This is a genomic window from Mycobacterium appelbergii, assembly GCF_032883035.1.
Lineage (GTDB): Bacteria > Actinomycetota > Actinomycetes > Mycobacteriales > Mycobacteriaceae > Mycobacterium > Mycobacterium appelbergii.
This window is the reverse complement of the sequence record NZ_JAMQTH010000013.1, coordinates 121,601-137,585: the sequence shown is the minus strand read 5'-3', so window position 1 is coordinate 137,585 and position 15,985 is coordinate 121,601. Positions and strand designations below refer to the sequence as shown.

Sequence of the window (15,985 nt, the reverse complement as noted above, 5' to 3'; positions counted from 1 at the left end):
CCGGCCTCAGGTGAACGGCTTGAGGATCTCGGTGCACAACCGCGGCAGTCGACCGATGGGTATCCACCCGACCAGTTGCCTGCATGTCCCCGCCACCTGAGCGACCGGCCCGCCGCATACCGGCCACGCTCCAATGCCCTGGGTTTGCAGCACATTTCGGGCGACCCGGATCTGTTCTTCACGACTTGCCGCGGCCGGAGAGCCGACGCCCCCGTTCGATGCCCAGGTCGCCGGGGTGAACTGAAGACCGCCATAGAATCCATTTCCGGTGTTCGCCGACCAGTTCCCGCCCGATTCGCATTGAGCCATGGCATCCCAGTTGGGCTCCGCGTTGGCAACGGGGGTTGCCAACACCTGAGCGCCACCGAGCAGACCGACCAGCGCGGCCGCCGCGACGGCCATCCGCCCCCTCATGCTGACCCCTCCGTCATGTCGGATTTTGCTTACCCGTGATTCCAGGCTTACGGATGGGGCGCAAATAAACCAGGCGGACGAATTATCCTCACAGGGTTCTATGAGCTGCCTTATACCCCATGAGGCCTATGGGGCCAGTGTGCGTAACGGGACTTGCCGCATTTGACACGATGTTTACGCAGGTAGCGGGGATTATGAACGATCGACCCCCGGGCGTGTCGCGCCGCGTCCGCCGGAGGCAAGCTTCGGCGAGGGAAATTAAGGGGCAGAAGTGTTAATTGTGTTTGATGATGCAATTGATGTAATTGTGATTTGAGTGGTTTGTTTGCTGCCAGTGGCTGAAGTTATAAATGTGGCCTATGAGGTTGGCGGTCTGTCCGTGCTGCGTGCTCATGCGTCGGCGCGGAATACCGGCCAACACAGGGTCGTCGACCACTGTGCGGAATCGTCTGTGTCCCAGTAGAACCGCTCGTAATACTCGCGCAGCGGGCCCTCGACACTGATCTCGTGGCGGTTAATGACCACTTCCTGCACCCGCCCCGCTGACCGCACACCGCGATCGACCGGGATGAAGACCGTCGCGGTGATCGCGGCCGCGGATGTCGCTGCGACGCTGAGATGTTCGATCGGCGGGCCTGCGGAGTTCCCTGCGGGCCGCTCGAGAATCGCCCGCAGCGATTCGACTGCCGTGCGCGTCTCGGCGAGCTGGTTTTCCAGCCGCTGGAGATAACCGGCGATCAATCGGTTGCGATCGGTGGGCGCCGAGGTCAGCACCGCACGCACGTCGGCGATGGGCATGCCCAACTGACGGAGCCGGCGTACCACCTGGGCGGTCGGCACCTGCGCAGGGGTGTAATACCGGTAGCCGGTGGACGGATCCACGCGGTCCGGTTCCAGCAGGCCGACGTCGTGGTAGTGCCGCAACGTCTTCACCGACAACTGCGTCAGCCAAAGTCACCGATGGATACGTCAATGGTCACGCGATCAGTGTGATGTCTCCTGCAAGGGGAGGCTCAAGGCGCGGTATCTGGTACCGAAATCAAGCACACGCGGTAGAACTGACTGTGTGACAGCCACCACCGCGACCCGGTTTCATCCTGACCTGGAACGTATCGCCCGCTTCATCCCACGTCAGGTGGTCACGCGCACCACGTTGCCGGTCTTCCAGCGGATGACGGGCCTGATGGGACGGCGCGCGGCGGAGGGTGTCGAGGTCCTGACGCTGACCTCGGGCGTCGGGGTGCGGCTGTACCGGCCGTCGGGCGCCACGGTACCGGGCCCCGCGCTGTTGTGGCTGCACGGCGGAGGCTACGTGTTGGGCAGTGCGGCACAGGACGACGCGCTGTGCAGTCGGTTCGCCGATGAACTCGGCGCCACGGTCGCCTCGGTGGAATACCGGCTGGCCCCGCAGCATCCCTACCCGGCCGGCCTCGAGGACAGTTACTCGGCGCTGACCTGGCTGGCGGGCCTGCCTTCGGTGGATCCGGCACGCGTGGCCGTCGGCGGGGCGAGCGCCGGTGGCGGTCTGGCGGCGGCGCTGGCCCTGCTCGCCCGCGATCGCGGCGAGATCGCCCTGGCCTCGCAGCTGCTGGTGTATCCGATGCTCGACGACCGCAGCGGGCACGCACTCGGCCTTGACCATCCGGGGCACCGGCTGTGGACGCAGGGCAGTAACAAGTTCGGCTGGTCGGCGTACCTCGGCACCGCCGATCCTGCAGTCGCGGTGCCGGCCCGGCAGGAGGATCTGTCTGGTCTGCCGCCCGCGTGGATCGGTGTCGGCACCCTCGACCTGTTCCACGATGAGGACCTCAGCTATGCCGAGCGGCTACGCGCCGCCGGGGTGCCCTGCCAGGTCGAGGTGGTCGACGGTGCCTTCCACGGCTTCGACCAGATCGCGCCGAAAACCGCGGTGTCACGCGCGTTTCTGGCCAGCCAGACCGAGAGCCTGCGGGTCGCGTTCAGCTGATCGTGAACGCCGCTCCCGGCCGAGGTGCACGCACGCCTTCTCCACCAGGGCGCGATCGGTGGCAGGCAACGACCGCAACCGCGCCACCAGATCTGTCACCAGCCTGCTGAACCGGTCACGGAGTTGCTCGACCGTCATGCCGAACTGATTCCAGACTTCGTCCTCGCGTGGACCCCCATATGGAGCCCACGCGAGGACGAACTGCAGTATCCGTCGATCGAACGAATCCATCAGCGTTCAGTTGGCCGAACCACTAATCCCGTACCACGGTGTCTTCGAACACGACCCGGCCGATCAGCTCATACCGCCGCGGGTCGCGCAGCTTGAAGTACGTGGCCATCGCGGCGCCGAAGATGAACAGCCCCACCACAATCCACGGTGTGAGGGTGAACAGCAGGGTGCCGGAAGCGGTGCCCGCCGCGGCGTCTTTGTGCTCCCACAGCAGGTAGACGACATAGAGCATCCCGATCCCACCGAGCCCCGGTGCGACCAGGGTCTTGAACCAGTGCTTGGACACCGGGTGGTTCTTGCGGATGTGGAAGTAACTGATCACCGAGAACGCGCACAGGGACTGCACAATCAGGATCGCCATGGTTCCGAGGATCGCCAGCAGCGTGTACATGTGGATGTAGGGATCCATGCCGGCGAACAGGAATGCCAGGATGATCACCAGCGTGATACCGCTCTGGACGAACGACGCCACATAGGGCGAGCCGTGCGTGGGATGGGTCGCGCCCAAGGTCCTCTGCAGCTTGACGGACAGCCCTTCGCGGCCGAGTGCGTACAGATACCGCGACGCACAGTTGTGGAAGGCCATGCCGCAGGCGAACGAACCGGTGACCAGCAGGATGTTGAACAGGGTGATCGCCCAGTCGCCATAGGTGGAGCGCACCGGACCGAAGAAGATCTCCGATGCGGTGTCGGCGTTCTGGGCCAGGTCGACCGCTTTTTCCGGGCCGGTGCCTGCGATCGCCATCCAGGATACGAACACGTAGAACAGGCCGACACCGAGAACGCTGAGCATGGTGGCGCGGGGGATGATCCGCTTCGGGTCCTTCGACTCCTCGCCGTACATGGCGGTCGACTCGAACCCGACCCACGACCAGAATGCGAAGAACAGGCCCAACCCCGCACTGGCACCGGCGATCGCCGCGGGCTGGAATGCCCCGATGGGGTTCAGAATCTCCCCGACCGCGAACCCCTTGGGGCCGCCGCCCTTGAACAGCACGGCCAGCGCACCCAGGGACAGCATGAAGATCTCGGTCACCAGGAAGACACCGAGCACCTTGGCGGTCAGGTTGACGTCGAAGTAGGTGAGGATCGTATTGGCCGCCAGCATGAGCAGCGCCGGCACGATCCAGTGGATCTGGACGCCGAACTGCGATTGCAGGAGGTTCTGGAAGAAGAAGGAGAAGATTCCGATCAGCGACGCCTCGAACACCACGTAGGCCATGGTGATCAGCCCGCCGGCGGCGAGTCCGACGATGCGACCCAACCCGTGGGAAATGTAGCCGTAGAAGGCGCCGGTCGTGGTGATGTGCTTTGCCATCGTTGCGTAACCGATCGCAAACAGCCCGAGCACGATCGTTGCGACGATGTAGCCCGCCGGAGCATGTGAACCATTTCCGAAGCCGACCGCGATCGGGACGTTACCGACCATTGCGGTGATCGGCGCGGCGGTCGCGACCGCCATGAAGATGACGCCGAGGGTGCCGACGGCGTTGCGTTTCAGGCGTTGTACGTCATGAGCTGCATCTTTGCCGCCCGTGACAGCTTGTTCGGTCATCTACTGCCTTACCTTCCAGACTCACAGTGGGTAGTCGGTGTGGCGTGGACCACATCACGAACCTTACGTATATTGGCACTACCAAATGCTCACCGCAACCCCCAACCTCAACCATTGACAGAAATGGTTGCAACCGTTTACGGTGAGGGCCATCACAGCTACCGAGTAGCTCAGGGGAAGTAGCTCAAGAGGGAGCCGCATGTACGACTACGGCACATTCGCGTTTGAGTCGAAGGCCGAGGTCCTGGAACGGGCCAAAACTTTCTGGAATCCGGACAAGACCCAGTTCTGGACCGACACCGGGGTCGACCTGGTGATCGACCGCCGCGAGGGCTATTTCCTGTGGGACATGAGCGGGCGTCGCCTGATCGACATGCACCTCAACGGCGGCACCTACAACCTGGGTCACCGCAATCCCGAAGTCATGCAGGCGATCACCGAGGGCATGGAGCACTTCGACGTCGGCAATCACCATTTCCCGTCGGTCGCCCGCACCGCGCTGGCACAGCGGCTGATCGAATCGGCGCCGGCCTCACTCAAGAAGGTGGCCTTCGGGTCAGGTGGTGGTGAGGCCATCGACATCGCGCTCAAGAGCGCGCGGCACGCCACTCAGCGCCGCAAGATCGTCTCGATCATCAAGGCCTACCACGGTCACACCGGCCTGGCGGTGGCCACGGGCGACAGCCGGTTCGCCAAGATGTTCCTGGCCGATCAGCCCGACGAGTTCATCCAGGTGCCCTTCGGTGACATCGCTGCGATGGAGCAGGCCCTGGCGGGCAACGATGTCGCCGCGGTGATCATGGAGACCATCCCGGCCACCTACGGATTCCCGCTTCCCCCACCGGGTTACCTCGAGGCGGTCAAGGCCGTCACCGAAAAGCACGGCGCGCTCTACATCGCCGACGAGGTGCAGACCGGTCTGATGCGGACCGGCGAGATGTGGGCTATCACCAAGCACGGCATCGAGCCCGACATCCTGGTCACCGGAAAGGGCCTGTCCGGCGGCATGTACCCGATCACCGCGGCCCTGCTGGGCGACCGCGCCGCGCAATGGCTCGACGAGGACGGCTTCGGCCACATCTCCACCTTCGGTGGTGCCGAACTCGGTTGTGTCGCAGCCATCAAGACCATCGAGATCAGCGGCCGCCCCGAGGTGCGCTCGATGGTGCACTACATCGCCGACATCTTCGATCAGGGCCTGCGCCGCATCCAGGCCGACTATCCGGGCTGGTTCGTCGGTATCCGACAGAACGGCGTGGTGATCGGGTTGGAGTTCGATCATCCCGAAGGCGCCAAGTTCGTGATGCGCGAACTTTACGAGAACGGAGTGTGGGCGATCTTCTCGACATTGGATCCCCGTGTGCTGCAGTTCAAGCCAGGTCTCCTGCTTTCGCGGGAACTGTGTGAGGACGTTCTGGACCGCCTCGAAGTAGCGGTCGGCCGAGCCAAGACCGCCGCTACGTCACGGAGGGCCTCATGACTTCCATATCGCAGGCCGGGCACATGCTCGAACGCGCCGGCTGGGCGGGCGCGGCGTACGCCGACTACGACGCGGCGGCCGTGTCGAGAATTGTTGCCGCTGTGGCCGATGCCGGTTACGCGCACGCTGAACGGTTCGCCACCGAGGCAGTCGCCGAGACCGGCATGGGCGTGGTCGCCGACAAGGTGACCAAGAACCGGGCCTGCTCACGGGGCATCGTCGACTACTACAGCGGCGAAGACTATGTGTCGCCGCGGGTGGACACCGCCCGCAAGATCGTGGAACTCCCCCGCCCCGCCGGCGTGGTGCTGGCACTGACACCGACGACCAATCCCGTTGCCACCGTGTACTTCAAGGTGATCCTGGCGCTGATGACGCGTAATGCCGTCGTCGTCGCCCCGCACCCGCGAGCCAAGCAGTGCTCAGCCGACGCCGCCCGCGTGCTCGCCGAGGCGGCGGTGGCCGCAGGCGCACCCGACGGCATCGTGCAGGTGGTCGACGAACCCTCGATTCCACTGGTGCAGGCGTTGATGGCCGATGAACGCACCGACGTCATCGTCGCGACCGGTGGAACCGGGGTGGTGCGTGCGGCGTATTCGTCGGGAAACCCGGCACTGGGCGTAGGCCCCGGTAACGTGCCGGTGTTCGTCGACGCCAGCGCCGACATCTCAGCTGCCGCACAGCGGATCGTGGACAGCAAGGCGTTCGACAACTCCGTGCTGTGCACCAACGAATCGGTGCTCATCGCCGAGGACGCCATCGCTGACAAGTTGCGTTCGGCGTTGACCAGGGCCGGCACCCACATCCTCGACGAGGACGGGGCGCGACGGCTGCGCGCGTACATGTTCGCCGATGGGCACCTCAACACCGAGGTGGTCGGCCGCGACGCCGCCTGGATAGCCGGACAGGCCGGGCTGCGGGTCACCCCGAAGACCCGGGTGCTCATCGCGCCGTTCGACAATGTGATCGCCGAGGAGATGCTGGCGCACGAGAAGCTGTCGCCGGTCCTCGGCATGACCACCGCGGCCGACGCGGCGCGTGGCATCCGGGCCGCCCGCGCCGTGGTGCGGATCGGCGGGGCCGGTCACTCCGCTGCCATTCACAGCGAGAATCCGGCGGTGATCACCGATTTCGCCGCACAGGTCCCGGTGTTGCGGGTGTCGGTGAATGTCGGTAACAGCACGGGCAGCTCCGGACTGGACACCAACCTGGCACCGTCGATGACCATCGGTACCGGATTCATGGGGCGCAGCTCGATCGGCGAGAATCTGCAGCCCGAGAACCTGATCAACTGGTCCCGGATCGCGTACAACAACGAACCCGGCGTGGTGATGGGCAATTTCGCGGGCATCAGCCCGTGGCACTCACCGGCCGGTGCGGTGCCCGAGTATCCGCGGGCCTCCAATGACCGCGACGGAGCCCCGGTTACTCCGCGGCGCAACCACCCCGCTCCCACCCGGTCGACCGATCCTGGCCTGGACGTGCTGCGCGCCGAACTGCGCGCGCTGGTCGTCGAAGAACTCGCACAACTGATCAAGAGGTAGGGCTGTGGCTGAACTGCGTTCGTTTATCTTCATCGACCGGCTGCAACCGCAGACCATGTCGTATCTGGGCACCTGGATCAAGGGTGCGCTACCCCGGGCCAACATGGCCGCCCAGATCATCGAGGTGGCACCGGGTCTGGACATCGAGGGCGTCACCGACGTCGCACTCAAGCACGCCGAGGTCAAGGCCGGAATCCTGGTGGTCGAGCGACAGTTCGGCTACCTGGAATTCCACGGGGAGACCGGTGCGGTCAAGGCCGCGGCCGATGCTGCGCTGGATGAGCTGGGCGGCGATATAGGAAGCGCGGTGCCTCCTCGTGTCCTGGCCTCCCGAATCATTTCCAGCGTCGACCATCAGCACGCATTCCTGATCAACCGCAACAAGATCGGCTCGATGGTGCTGCCGGGCGAATCGCTGTTCGTCCTGGAAGTCCAGCCCGCCTCGTATGCGATCCTGGCCACCAATGAGGCCGAGAAGGCCGCCGACATCAAGGTCGTCGACTTCCGCATGATCGGCGCCACGGGCCGGGTGTACCTGTCCGGCACCGAGGCCGACATCCGTCAGGCCGCCGACGCCGCCAGGGATGCGCTGTCCAGGAGCACCCCGTGACCCTCGACCGCAACGAACTGCGGGCCCTGGTGCGCGAGGTGGTTCGGGACGCGGTGGCCGGATTGTCCACCGCCACACCGGCACCAGCACCTCCAGCATCCCCGCCACCTGCACCGGCCGCACAGACCGTGGCCGGATTGTCAGCTTCGCCGACCGCAGCCGAGCAGATCGGCGTGAGCCCGACCGGGCCCCAGGCTGTCGAGGGCCGCAACCGCGTCGAAACGGTCCGCCTGGCCAAGGACTCCGACCTGGATGCGTTCGTGCGGAAGTTGCTGCGGCTCTTCGACAGCCCGAAGACCCGCGCCGATCTGAAGACCGGGCGGCTGAGCTTCCGACTGGCCGGCGGCGCGGGCGCTTCCGGCGGTGGTGCGGTCCACCGCGTCGACAGCGGCGCCGTCACCGAACGCCATGTCGCCGACCTCGCCGGCGGCACCCTGGTGCTCGGCCCCCGGGCCGTCATCACCCCGCTGGCCAGGGAGAAGGCCCGCACCCTCGGCATCACGATCCAGAAGGAGCGCCGATGATGTCCCCATCGACGAAGGAGCGAATGTGATCGCAGCAGTTGTCACCGGCAATGTGTGGTCGACCCGGCGCATCGACGGCATACCCGCCGGCGCGTTCCTCGAGGTCGAGGTCGACGGCACCGGCTCCACGATGGTCGCGTTCGATGTGCTCGGCACCGGGGTGGGCGAGCACGTCCTGATCGCCCAGGGTTCGGTGGCCGCAAACTGGTTCACCGGCACCCCGCCGCCGGTCGATGCGCTCATCATCGGATCCATCGACGCCAACCCCAGCGGTTCGTCACCGCGCAACAAATAAGGAGAAACCCATGTCCAGCAATGCAATCGGGCTGATCGAGACCAAAGGTTACGTGGCCGCGCTGGCCGCCGCAGACGCCATGGTGAAGGCCGCGAATGTCACCATCACCGACCGTCAGCAGGTCGGCGACGGACTGGTGGCCGTCATCGTCACCGGTGAGGTCGGCGCTGTGAAGGCCGCCACCGAGGCCGGTGCGGAGACCGCATCGCAGGTTGGCGAACTGGTCAGCGTGCATGTCATCCCGCGGCCGCACAACGAGCTCGGCGCCCACTTCTCGGTCTCCAGCAAGTAGCCATGGCTACGCCCGTAACTGCGACCGAGACGGCGCAACGGACCGACATCAGGGTCTACCTGCTGGTGGAGGATCTGCAGCGCCAGTTCGCCGCTTACCTCGGTACACCCACCCGTGCCCGCGGCTACCCACCGTATGCGGGTGAACACGCGCTGATCGTCGAGGTGTCCCCCGCCCTGGCGATCGAGCGGGTGATCGACCTGGCGCTACGCGAGGTTCCCGGCATCCAGCCCGGAATCCTCTACGTGGAACGGCAGTTCGGGGTGCTGGAGATCCACTCCGCCGATCTGTCCGACGTACGCCGAGCCGGGGAGGCGATCCTCACCGGAACCGGCAACAAGGCGGCCGATCAGCTGCGGCCACGGGTGCTGTACCACGACATCATCGAAGACATCACCGACCAGCATGCGGTGATCCTCAACCGCAACCGGCAGGCATCGATGATCATGCCCGGCCAATCACTGCTGGTCTACGAGATGACCCCGGCGCTGTTCGCCGCCGTGGCCGCCAACGAGGCCGAGCGGGCAGCCCCTGGGCTTACCGTGGTGGACGTGCAGATGATCGGAGCGGCGGGTCGGCTCTACATCGGCGGCAGCGTCGCCGATGTCACGGTGGCTCGTGATCGCATCACTGAAGTACTGGCCGGGATCGAAGGGCGGGAACACTGATGAGCGCTTGCGCGAAGAGGAGACGAGACTGATGAGCGTGATCTCCGATGACATAGCGGTCGCGCAGTTGGCGCTCGCGCAGTACGACATCTCACCCGAGGCGTCGCTGCGGCTGCTCAACCTGTCGGAGAATGCCACCTATCTGGTGGAGGATGACGGTACCCAGTCCATCCTGCGGGTTCACCGGCAGAACTACCACCGGCCGCACGAAATCGAGTCGGAACTGGACTGGCTGGATGCGCTGCGCGTGGACAGCGATGTCACCGTTCCGACTGTGCTTCCAGCCCAGGACGGCCGCCGGCTGGTCACCGTCGAGGTCGACGGGATGCCCCGCCACGTCGTGCATTTCGACATGGTCGGTGGCGCGGAGCCCGATGAGGACTCCGTGACGGTCCACGATTTCCATACCTTGGGGCGGATCACCGCTGCGTTGCACGAACATTCGCAGCGCTGGGTCCGGCCCGCCACGTTCGGCCGGTTCGCCTGGGACTGGGAGCACAGTCTCGGCGAGCAGCCCAGGTGGGGCCGCTGGCACGATGCCGAGGGTGTCGGACCGTCTGAGCGTGCGGTGCTGGAGCGCGCGCAGGCCCTGCTGCGGGACCGGCTCGAGGCCTACGGCACCGGAGGAGACCGGTTCGGGCTCATCCACGCCGACCTGCGGCTGGCCAACCTGCTGGTCGACCCGCCAGCGATCACTGTGATCGATTTCGATGATTGTGGGTTCGGTTGGTATTTCTACGATTTCGGCACCGCTGTGTCGTTCATCGAGGATGATCCGGCGCTACCGCAGTGGCAGGAATCGTGGGTTGCCGGCTACCGCTCGCGCCGGGAGTTGCCCGTCGAGGACGAGGAGATGCTGGCCTCGTTCGTGTTGTTGCGACGGCTGCTGTTGCTGGCGTGGATGGGAAGTCACAGCCACTCCAAGGAATCGGCCACCAAAGCGATCAGCTATGCCGCAGGAAGCTGCGCGCTGTCCGAGCGTTACCTCAGTTCCAACGGCCTGCGATTGACCTGAGCGGGCCCGACAACCATCTGAAGGACACACCTATGTTCAATTCTCTGCAGGGCCGTTCGGCCGTCGTCACCGGCGGCAGCAAGGGCATCGGACGCGGCATCGCCGAGACGTTCGCCAACGCCGGTGTCGACGTGCTGATCACCGGGCGCAACCAGGCGGACCTGGACAAGACCGTCTCGGCACTGGCCGGTGCGCCCGGCCGGGTCAGTGCGCTGAGCGCCGATGTGTCCAGCCCCGAGGACGCCCGTCGGGTGGTCGGAGAAGCCGTGCAACGTCACGGCGCGCTGGATATCGTCTGCGCGAATGCCGGCATCTTCCCGTCCGGACGGTTGGAGGACCTCACCCCCGAGGACATCGAGCAGGTGCTGGCGGTCAACTTCAAGGGAACCGTGTACATCGTGCAGGCCGCCCTGGCGGCGCTGACCGACAGCGGCCACGGCCGCGTCGTGATCACCTCGTCGATCACCGGCCCCATCACCGGCTATCCCGGCTGGTCGCACTATGGCGCCAGCAAGGCTGCGCAGCTGGGTTTCCTGCGCACCGCCGCAATGGAGCTCGCCCCGAAGAAGATCACCATCAACGCGGTGCTGCCCGGCAACATCGTGACGGAGGGCCTGGACGATTTGGGCCAGGAATATCTCGACCAAATGGCCTCGGCGGTGCCCGCTGGTCGGCTCGGTTCGGTCGCCGACATCGGCAACGCGGCATTGTTCTTCGCCACCGACGAGGCGGCCTATATCACCGGCCAGTCGCTGGTCGTGGACGGCGGTCAGATTCTGCCGGAATCACACCTCGCAATCGCCGAACTCTGAGCGGCGCCCGGCTAGAATTGGTTGTACCAATAACGGGTTAGGGAGGGGCCGGGGTGGCAGCCCAGAGCGAGGAGTTGCGACGGCGGATCGTCGCGGACATCAATGCGGGCGCTCCCGGCGCCAAACTGGGCAGCGAGCGTGACCTCGCCGAGCACTACGGCACCAGCCGCTCGAGCCTGCGTCAGGTGCTCGCCGCACTGGAGGAAGCCGGACTGGTACAGCGGGTGATCGGCCGGTCCGGCGGTATCTTTATCAGCCACGGCCAGGTCGAACGCAACCTTTCCGATGTGGTCGGGGTACCGGCCTTCCTGGCCAATCAGGGCTACGTCGCAGGCACCCGGGTGCTCTCGACGCGTATCACGACGCCCGACCAGGCCACCAGGACCGCGCTCCGACTGGGCCCCGGCGACTATGTCGTCGAGATCCACCGGGTCCGGCTCGCCGACGGTTCACCCATCTCGCTGGAACACGCCCAGTTCCCCGCCGATACGTTTCCCGGGCTGCTCGAACAGCAGCTGGGCGGGTCCCTGTACGAAATGCTGGAATCTCACTACGGTTTGGTGACCGCGCGGGCCGATGAGCGCATCGAGGCGGTCAACGCCACGAGCAGCGAAGCCACCTTGCTCGGGATCAAACCGAAGGCTGCGCTGCTGCTGATCACCCGGGTCACCTATGACCAGAACGGCACGCCGTGCGAGTTCTCCCGTGACCTGTTCCGCGGGGACCGCACGGCGCTGGCCGTGACCGCACAGGGGCGCGGTATCGCCGCGCGACCGGACGCCAACACCGCCTCGGTCACCCTGCAACGTCAGGCCGGCTGAGCGGATTCAGTCGACCACAGAATAGAAGGAGCCATCGTCGTCGGGCGGACCCTGCGCGGGCCGATCCGGGACCTCGGCTCCGAGCTTTTCGTCGAGCGATTCCGATCCGTCCGGTTTGTCGGTTTTGTCGGCGCCGTGCCACTCCTGCGGGGGATCCACCACTTCGTCGCCGTCGGCCTTTGGCGCAACCTCCTCGGAATCTGTTGCCTCACTTGGTGGCAAGGTATCGTCGGGAGCCGCGGTGCCATCATCGGGATCAGTCATCCTGGTTGGGTGCCCGCGACGGGCATCCGAGAAACACCGTCAGGCCGGCTGTTCGGTGTCCTCGGAAAGTGCGTGCCTCTGGCGCCGGTGGGTACCGGTCACCTCTTTGACGAAGTCACCCACATAGCCGATGGCACGGCGGCCTTCCGGCAGAATGTCGGCAGCCAACGGGAAGTCGTGTACCTGTCCGCGCCACAGATGCAGATCGCACCGTCGATCGGCATCGGTCAGCCGTTCGGCGAGTAGTTCCGAATCCGCCAGCAGCGATTCGTCGGTGCTGACATGGATCGCGACCGGCGGCATCTCGGAGAGATCGGCCACCGCCGGGTCGAGCACCTCGCGCCGTCCGGCCCGTTGTTGCGATCGCATCACGTGACGGTTGAACGCGGAGAACGCCGCGGCCGTGAACATCGAGCACCGGGAAATGTTGCGGTGACTCAGTTTACGCGCCGGATCGAGATCGATCAGCGGCGATACTACAGCCACCCCTGCCACCGGTGGAGCACCCTCTGCGATCGACCTCAAAGTCGCCGCGAGAGCGAGGAAGCCACCCGCGGAGTCTCCGGCGATGACAATTCGGCGCGAGTCGTAGCCGCAGCGACGCAGCCACCACAGCCCGGCCAACGCGTCCTCGACCGCATCGGCAAGCCCGCATGCGGGCAGCATCCGGTAACCGACGTTGAGTACCAGCGCATCAGCGGCCCGCGACAATCGCGCCGCCATACTGCGGTGGGTGTTGAGTCCGCAGGTGAGGAACGCGCCGCCGTGCAGATACAGGATCGCGGTTCGCGTCGATGCCCCTGATGCCCGCACGAACTCGGCTGGGCAGTTCGGTAGCTGTATTGCACGGACACTGGCCGTCACGCGCCGCGGTATGAGTCCGACGAAACCGTCGATCGCGCCCAACGGCCAGGCCACATCTGGTAGTAAAGCCCACACCCGCACAGCATTACGCACGGCCAGGCGGCAGGCCGTGTTCAGCGCAAAGGACTCGGCACTGCGGCGGCGGTGCAGTATCCGCTTGCCACGGGACTTCCCCAGTTCATCGTCCTTCGAGGACGCTTGCTCGGTCATCTCGATCAGCTCCTTGTACTCCCACGCATACCCGCACCGGACAATTTGAACCGGCAAAATGTGGGTACTCCCCCGTCATGGCAGGAGCGCAGGAGTATGTGCCCCCGACATTGAAGTTGGACGCGCTGGCGTCCGCGGCGGATGAATGTCGAGGCTGTGACCTGTACCGCGACGCCACTCAGACGGTGTTCGGTGCGGGCCGTCGAGATGCCCGGATGATGCTGATCGGGGAGCAGCCCGGTGACAGGGAGGACCGCGCGGGTCTACCGTTCGTCGGGCCCGCGGGACGGGTGCTGGACAAGGCCCTGGAGGCGGCCGGAATCGACCGCGAGGGCCTGTATCTCACCAATGCCGTCAAACACTTCAAGTTCAGCCGAGCCGAAGGTAGTAAGCGTCGCATCCACAAGACTCCAAGCCGCACCGAGATGGTCGCGTGCCGGCCCTGGTTGTTCACCGAACTGGCAGCCGTCGAACCGGATGTCGTCGTTCTGCTCGGTGCGGTCGCGGCGAAATCGCTGTTCGGCAGCGATTTTCGGGTCACCCGTCATCGCGGCGAGGTGCTGCACCTGCCGGCATTCAACACAGCGGTGGCCACTCTCGACCCGCTCGACCCCGCGGTCGTCGCGACGGTGCACCCGTCGTCATTGCTACGGGGGCCAAAGGAGGACCGGGACAGCGCTTTTGCGGGTCTGGTCGCAGATCTGCGCCGGGCAGGCTCGCTGTGCAAGGCGCCCGCATGATTCAGGATGCGACGACCCGCACGGTCTTCAGTTGAGGGTCGGCGGGATCGGGCAGGTTCATCCCCGCCTGCAGTCCCGTCACCAGATAATCGAGTACCGGTTCGTTGATCAGCTCGCCGGGCACCACAGCGGGGATGCCCGGCGGATACGGGGTGATCTGTTCTGCCGATATCCGGCCGGCAGCACGGTGCACCGGCACATCCTCGACCGGTCCGAAGAACGCGTCACGCGGGGATTTCACCGTTTCCAGTTGCAGCTCCTCCGGAGCCGGGATCTCGACCCGCGTCGGCGGATCGAAATCGACCGCGGCCTTGCGCCACCAGGACAGGCCGTCGATCAACCGCCCGACGGTATCTGCGCCGTCGGCGAACGACATGGTGGCCAGCACCCGGCGATGGTCTGCCATCCCCAGGTCCAGATGGCAGTACCTGCGCAGCCAGTCCGCGGCCTGGTAACCGGACGTGCCGGTGGCGGACACATCAATCAGCACCTGCATGCGGTCGAGGTCGTGGGAAGCCTGGACACCGAGTAGCTCATCGTCGAGCACCTCGAGGTCATCGATCTGCTCGATACTGCGCCGCGCGGCGTCGGCCAACTCGAGCGCGGCACCCATCAGCTCATGCCCATGTTGCACCATCTGCCTGCGCCAGCCGTCTATGGCGCTGTACACCAACACATTCGGACTGGTGGTCATCAGCAGGTCGGCACAGGCCGAGAGCCGGCGCTGGTCGATGAGATCGCCCTGCAGATGAAAGACCGATCCCGGCGGTTATCAGGGGTTAAATTCTCAAATAGCGTCATAGAGGTGTGTTGAACTGCGTTTTTACCTGCACTCACATGTAACCTGTTAGGTCATGGGCGGCCAGATTTTCGGCGAAAGTCAGCGGCGTGGCGCGACGTGGATTGTGGGATGCCGGGGTAAATGTTTACCCCATGGAACTACACGACGATCCGCAGCGGCTCGTGGAGGAACTCGTTCGCCAGCACGCCCAGGTTTTGGGCGAGGCGCACGGCGATCTGGCCGCGCGACATCCGGAAGTCCCGGATCGCTTTATCGATCAGGGCAGCCATGTCCGACCGATCACGGTGTCGTGCTCGGTTTTGGAAACGTTTCTGATGTCGCGGTTGCGGCGGCAGACTCCCAACTCGACTCTAAAAGTCAAGGCGGGCAACGGGATGGGGGTTCTTCTTGTCGACGAGAAGGGCTCACGGATTTATGTACGAAAGCATCCGCGAAACCGGCGGACTGGTCAGCTGATCGACACTGTGCCGTTTGTGCCGGGTGGGGAGCAGTACAGCATCGAGGAGGTGCTGGGTCACCCGATCGGCGGGCAGGAGGGTATCGCCGAGCCTCAGGCGTATCGGGAGTATCTGTTGTGGTGGCCGGACGGTCGCGGGTTTTTCGGTGGTGCGGTGCTGGCGGCGGGTCTGCTGCTCGACAATGTGGAGGTTTTGTACGGCCGGACGCCGTTGCCGCCGCCGATCATGGAGGACCGCTCGTTCAATGTTGGTCTCGGCGAGGTCGGTCGGGATGGGTCGTTGGGGACTCGGCGCCGCGACGACGACTTCGTCGACGTCGACGAGGACGCTGCGAGCGAGCAGGACGAGGAGGGCGGTCCGCCGAAATCGTCGTAGCCGTCGTGCACAGTGTTGGGTGCATGTGGGTTTCCCAACCCGGTG

Annotated in this window: 20 protein-coding genes and 1 pseudogene; 13 read left to right on the top strand and 8 right to left on the bottom strand. The window is 65.3% G+C overall.

What is annotated here, in order from left to right; all coding sequences use genetic code 11:
* Positions 1-6 precede the first annotated feature (6 nt).
* Both M1247_RS26895 and M1247_RS26890 read right to left on the bottom strand, forming a co-directional pair.
* Entirely contained in the window at positions 7-414 is a 408-nt protein-coding gene (locus M1247_RS26895) for a transglycosylase family protein (protein WP_458695254.1), read from the bottom strand.
* A 390-nt stretch (positions 415-804) separates the two neighbouring features.
* Positions 805-1,362 (bottom strand): MerR family transcriptional regulator, encoded by a 558-nt coding sequence (locus M1247_RS26890; RefSeq protein WP_410506955.1) that lies wholly within the window; start codon positions 1,360-1,362, stop codon positions 805-807.
* A gap of 118 nt (positions 1,363-1,480) precedes the next feature.
* Between M1247_RS26890 and M1247_RS26885 the strand changes: the two genes are divergently transcribed.
* A complete protein-coding gene (locus M1247_RS26885; RefSeq protein WP_317159452.1) occupies positions 1,481-2,380 on the top strand; it encodes an alpha/beta hydrolase in 900 nt (299 codons plus the stop codon).
* Here M1247_RS26885 and M1247_RS26880 read toward each other — a convergent pair.
* On the bottom strand, positions 2,327-2,611 hold the full coding sequence (locus M1247_RS26880; protein WP_317159451.1) for a hypothetical protein: 285 nt from the start codon (positions 2,609-2,611) through the stop codon (positions 2,327-2,329). The genes M1247_RS26885 and M1247_RS26880 overlap by 54 nt on opposite strands.
* Before the next feature lie 22 nt (positions 2,612-2,633).
* Positions 2,634-4,166, bottom strand: coding sequence for an APC family permease (locus M1247_RS26875; protein ID WP_317159450.1), 1,533 nt, complete (start codon positions 4,164-4,166; stop codon positions 2,634-2,636).
* A gap of 199 nt (positions 4,167-4,365) precedes the next feature.
* On the opposite strand from M1247_RS26875, the gene M1247_RS26870 reads away from it, so the two are divergent.
* Genes M1247_RS26870 through M1247_RS26825 form a run of 10 tightly spaced genes read left to right on the top strand, consistent with a single transcriptional unit; the run spans position 4,366 to position 12,227 of the window.
* Positions 4,366-5,646, top strand: coding sequence for a class-III pyridoxal-phosphate-dependent aminotransferase (locus tag M1247_RS26870; RefSeq protein ID WP_317159449.1), 1,281 nt, complete (start codon positions 4,366-4,368; stop codon positions 5,644-5,646).
* On the top strand, positions 5,643-7,190 hold the full coding sequence (locus M1247_RS26865; RefSeq protein WP_317159448.1) for an aldehyde dehydrogenase family protein: 1,548 nt from the start codon (positions 5,643-5,645) through the stop codon (positions 7,188-7,190). Before M1247_RS26870 ends, M1247_RS26865 begins: the two co-directional genes overlap by 4 nt.
* 4 nt (positions 7,191-7,194) lie before the next feature.
* Positions 7,195-7,800, top strand: a complete 606-nt coding sequence (locus tag M1247_RS26860) for a BMC domain-containing protein (protein ID WP_317159447.1) — start codon at positions 7,195-7,197, stop codon at positions 7,798-7,800.
* On the top strand, positions 7,797-8,324 hold the full coding sequence (locus M1247_RS26855) for a hypothetical protein (RefSeq protein ID WP_317159446.1): 528 nt from the start codon (positions 7,797-7,799) through the stop codon (positions 8,322-8,324). Before M1247_RS26860 ends, M1247_RS26855 begins: the two co-directional genes overlap by 4 nt.
* A gap of 25 nt (positions 8,325-8,349) precedes the next feature.
* Positions 8,350-8,619 carry a EutN/CcmL family microcompartment protein gene (locus M1247_RS26850; protein ID WP_317159445.1) on the top strand — a complete coding sequence of 90 codons (270 nt, stop codon included), beginning with the start codon at positions 8,350-8,352 and terminating at the stop codon, positions 8,617-8,619.
* A 10-nt stretch (positions 8,620-8,629) separates the two neighbouring features.
* Complete coding sequence (locus M1247_RS26845) at positions 8,630-8,911, top strand: BMC domain-containing protein (RefSeq protein WP_085150254.1); 282 nt, start codon at positions 8,630-8,632, stop codon at positions 8,909-8,911.
* 2 nt (positions 8,912-8,913) lie between these two features.
* Positions 8,914-9,579 carry a microcompartment protein gene (locus M1247_RS26840; RefSeq protein ID WP_317159444.1) on the top strand — a complete coding sequence of 222 codons (666 nt, stop codon included), beginning with the start codon at positions 8,914-8,916 and terminating at the stop codon, positions 9,577-9,579.
* 31 nt (positions 9,580-9,610) lie between these two features.
* On the top strand, positions 9,611-10,594 hold the full coding sequence (locus tag M1247_RS26835) for a phosphotransferase enzyme family protein (RefSeq protein ID WP_317159546.1): 984 nt from the start codon (positions 9,611-9,613) through the stop codon (positions 10,592-10,594).
* Between the two features lie 32 nt (positions 10,595-10,626).
* On the top strand, positions 10,627-11,406 hold the full coding sequence (gene fabG / locus M1247_RS26830; protein WP_317159443.1) for a 3-oxoacyl-ACP reductase FabG: 780 nt from the start codon (positions 10,627-10,629) through the stop codon (positions 11,404-11,406).
* Positions 11,407-11,459: 53 nt separating this feature from the next.
* The gene (locus tag M1247_RS26825) at positions 11,460-12,227 is read left to right on the top strand and encodes a GntR family transcriptional regulator (RefSeq protein WP_317159442.1); all 768 of its coding nucleotides are present in this window, start codon (positions 11,460-11,462) and stop codon (positions 12,225-12,227) included.
* A 6-nt stretch (positions 12,228-12,233) separates the two neighbouring features.
* On the opposite strand, the gene M1247_RS26820 is transcribed toward M1247_RS26825, so the two are convergent.
* Positions 12,234-12,491 (bottom strand): hypothetical protein, encoded by a 258-nt coding sequence (locus M1247_RS26820; RefSeq protein ID WP_317159441.1) that lies wholly within the window; start codon positions 12,489-12,491, stop codon positions 12,234-12,236.
* Positions 12,492-12,530: 39 nt separating this feature from the next.
* Positions 12,531-13,565, bottom strand: a complete 1,035-nt coding sequence (locus M1247_RS26815) for an alpha/beta hydrolase (RefSeq protein WP_317159440.1) — start codon at positions 13,563-13,565, stop codon at positions 12,531-12,533.
* Positions 13,566-13,642: 77 nt separating this feature from the next.
* On the opposite strand from M1247_RS26815, the gene M1247_RS26810 reads away from it, so the two are divergent.
* Entirely contained in the window at positions 13,643-14,305 is a 663-nt protein-coding gene (locus M1247_RS26810) for a UdgX family uracil-DNA binding protein (RefSeq protein ID WP_317159439.1), read from the top strand.
* 1 nt (position 14,306) lies between these two features.
* Here M1247_RS26810 and M1247_RS26805 read toward each other — a convergent pair.
* Both M1247_RS26805 and M1247_RS26800 read right to left on the bottom strand, forming a co-directional pair.
* Positions 14,307-15,068 (bottom strand): annotated as a pseudogene (locus M1247_RS26805) (Orn/Lys/Arg family decarboxylase); the annotation flags it as partial.
* Between the two features lie 176 nt (positions 15,069-15,244).
* Positions 15,245-15,376: a hypothetical protein gene (locus tag M1247_RS26800; RefSeq protein ID WP_317159438.1), complete on the bottom strand. Its 132-nt coding sequence runs from the start codon at positions 15,374-15,376 to the stop codon at positions 15,245-15,247.
* 105 nt (positions 15,377-15,481) lie between these two features.
* Here M1247_RS26800 and M1247_RS26795 point away from each other — a divergent pair, with 105 nt between their 5' ends.
* Positions 15,482-15,940 (top strand): hypothetical protein, encoded by a 459-nt coding sequence (locus M1247_RS26795; protein WP_064964392.1) that lies wholly within the window; start codon positions 15,482-15,484, stop codon positions 15,938-15,940.
* Positions 15,941-15,985 lie beyond the last annotated feature (45 nt).